General features: G+C 67.7%; 4 protein-coding genes. 3 read left to right on the top strand and 1 reads right to left on the bottom strand.

Going from position 1 to position 2746, the window contains the following annotated elements:
• The first annotated feature begins 69 nt into the window (after positions 1-69).
• Together purE and AC1VAN_RS17580 are read left to right on the top strand one after the other, a co-directional pair.
• Positions 70-573: a 5-(carboxyamino)imidazole ribonucleotide mutase gene (gene purE, locus AC1VAN_RS17575; RefSeq protein WP_025875268.1), complete on the top strand. Its 504-nt coding sequence runs from the start codon at positions 70-72 to the stop codon at positions 571-573.
• Positions 570-1718, top strand: a complete 1149-nt coding sequence (locus AC1VAN_RS17580) for a 5-(carboxyamino)imidazole ribonucleotide synthase (protein WP_032975702.1) — start codon at positions 570-572, stop codon at positions 1716-1718. The genes purE and AC1VAN_RS17580 overlap by 4 nt, the downstream gene beginning before the upstream one ends.
• Positions 1719-1934: 216 nt before the next feature.
• Here AC1VAN_RS17580 and AC1VAN_RS17585 read toward each other — a convergent pair whose 3' ends face one another.
• Positions 1935-2513 carry a superoxide dismutase gene (locus AC1VAN_RS17585; RefSeq protein WP_032975704.1) on the bottom strand — a complete coding sequence of 193 codons (579 nt, stop codon included), beginning with the start codon at positions 2511-2513 and terminating at the stop codon, positions 1935-1937.
• Between the two features lie 119 nt (positions 2514-2632).
• On the opposite strand from AC1VAN_RS17585, the gene AC1VAN_RS17590 reads away from it, so the two are divergent.
• On the top strand, positions 2633-2746 hold a 114-nt coding region (locus tag AC1VAN_RS17590; protein ID WP_480986320.1), incomplete at its 3' end, for a glutaredoxin family protein.

Consider the following 2746-nt stretch of genomic DNA (forward strand, 5'->3'; position numbering starts at 1 on the left):
CCATGGTCCATGGTTCTTCGTCTTGCGTGGAAGATGGCTAGAATACGTCTTTAAGGCAGGTGACGGCCAATGACCCCCAACCCGATCGCGCCGCTTGTCGGCATCGTCATGGGTTCCCGCTCCGACTGGGAAACCATGCAGCACGCCGCCCAGAAGCTTGAAGCTCTGGGTGTTCCGTTCGAAGTGAAGGTGGTGTCCGCGCATCGGACGCCGGATGTGTTGTTCAGTTATGCCGAGCAGGCCGGTTCGCGCGGGCTGCGCGCGATCATCGCCGGCGCCGGCGGYGCSGCGCATCTGCCGGGCATGATCGCGGCCAAGACCGCGGTGCCGGTGCTGGGCGTGCCGGTGCAGTCCAAGGCCCTCAACGGCATGGATTCGCTGCTGTCGATCGTGCAGATGCCGGCCGGCATCCCGGTCGCCACCTTCGCCATCGGCAATGCCGGCGCGTCCAATGCCGCACTGTTTGCCGCCGCGATGCTGGCCAGCGACCAGCCGGCCATCGGCCAGGCGCTGGACAGCTTCCGCGCGCGCCAGACCGAAGACGTGATGGCTCACGACGATCCGCGCCAATGAGCCTGACCGTCGGCATCCTCGGCGGCGGCCAGCTCGCCCGCATGATGGTCCTGGCCGGTGCGCCGCTGGGACTGCGCTTCGAACTGTATGATCCGGCGGCCGACGCCTGCAGTGGCCCGCTGGCACCGCTCACCGTGGGGGCCTTCGATGATCGCCAGGCACTGGCGGACTTCGCCGCCAAAGTCGATGTGATCACCTTCGATTTCGAGAACGTGCCGGCGGACAGCGCGCAATGGCTGGCCGACCGCGTGCCGGTCTACCCGCCGCCGTCGGCGCTGGCGGTGGCCCAGGACCGGTTGAGCGAGAAGACCCTGTTCCAGCAGCTCGGCATTCCGCTGCCGGCCTTCGCCGATATCCGCAGCCGCGACGAGCTGGCTGCCAGGGCCGCCGAATTCGGCCTGCCGTGCATCCTCAAGACCCGCCGCCTGGGCTACGACGGCAAGGGTCAGTTCCGCCTGCGCAGCGAAGCGGACATCGATGCGGCATGGCAGGCCCTGGGGGCGCAGGTCGAGCGCACCGGCCTGATCCTCGAGGGCTTTGTCGCCTTCCAGCGCGAAGTCAGCGTGGTTGCCGTGCGCGGCCGCGATGGCAGCTTCCAGGCTTGGCCGGTCACCGGCAACTGGCATGTCGACGGCGTGCTGTCGGCCAGCGTGGCACCGGCGGTGCTGTCCGCTGCCGAGCACGAAGCAGCGATCGGCTATGCCCGTCGTGTTGCCGAACACCTGCAGTACGTGGGTGTGTTCGCGCTGGAACTGTTCTGCCGCGACGGTGAACTGCTGGCCAACGAGATGGCGCCGCGCGTGCACAATTCCGGGCACTGGACCATCGAAGGCAGCGAAACCTCCCAGTTCGAGAACCACCTGCGTGCGGTGCTCGGCCTGCCGCTGGGCAGTACCCGCATGCTCGGCCATGCCTGCATGCTGAACTGGCTGGGGGCAATGCCCGACCCGACGCCGGTGCTGCAGCAGGCCAGTGGCCATTGGCACGATTATGGCAAGGAATCGCGTGACGGCCGCAAGGTGGGTCACGCCACCCTGCGTGATGATGATGCCGATGCACTGGCCGATGCGCTGGAGCAGGTAGGCCTGGAGCTCGACCGCCAGGCCCAGGTGGCCCCCGCGGTACACGCGTTGCGTAACGGCTGACCAAGGTGATGCCGGCCGTCGGCCGGCAGGCGCCGCTGAACCCGGTAGTGCCGGCCGCTGGCCGGCGGCGCCCACCAAGGTGGGCATCTACCAGAGCAGGGCCCACCAAGGTGGGCATCTACCAGAGCGGGGCCGACCAGGATGGGCATCCACCACGGCCAGGCGTGATGCCGGTAGCGCCGGGCCATGCCCGGCGGATACGGATGCCCGTCGGTCTCAGCGCAGCTGGCTCTCGGCGAATTCCCAGTTCACCAGTTGCCAGAATGCTTCCAGATAGCGTGCACGATCATTCTGGTAGTCGGTGTAGTACGCGTGCTCCCAGACATCGCAGCAGAGCAGCGGCGTGCTGTCGCCGGTCAGCGGCGTACCCGCATTGCGGGTGGCCTGCAGGCCGAGCTGCCCGCCGGGGTGCTGCACCAGCCACACCCAGCCGGAGCCGAACAGGCCAAGCGCGGTTCGATTGAACTCTTCGCGCAGACGCTGGCCRTCGCCGAACTGGCGCTTGACCAGTTCGCCCAGGCGGCCCTGCGGCTCGCCACCGCCGCGCGGGCGCAGGCACTGCCAGTAGAAGCCGTGGTTCCACGCTTGGGCGGCGGCATCGAACAGCGCGCCCTGGGCGTGGCGGACAATGTCCTCCAGTGTGGCTTCTTCCCATTCGGTGCCGACAATGGCGGCATTGACCGCCTCGATGTAGGCGCGATGGTGGCGACCGTGATGCAGTTCCACGGTCTGTGCCGACAGGTGCGGCTGCAGGGACGAGGGCAGGTAGGGCAGGGCGGGCAGTTCGACGGGCATGGACAGGTTCGTGGCCAGGGGGCGGCGGCAGCCGGTACCATCGGCTTACAATGGCAGCTACCGTGGGCAGTCTAGCCGACCATCACGGTTGGTTTGTCCGGCGAAGCAAGGAGTGAGGTGTGGCGGTAATGCAGCAAATCCAGGCCGAGGTGGATCGTTACCCGCTCGTGCTGTTCATGAAGGGCACCCCGCAATACCCCATGTGCGGCTACTCCAGCCGCGCCGTGCAGGCC

This window comes from Stenotrophomonas sp. 05L44_2, assembly GCF_056665995.1.

What these genes read in the sequence shown, in the direction of transcription:
- AC1VAN_RS17580 (WP_032975702.1), top strand. Translation starts at nt 570, where the DNA reads ATGAGCCTGACCGTCGGCATCCTCGGCGGCGGCCAGCTCGCCCGCATG.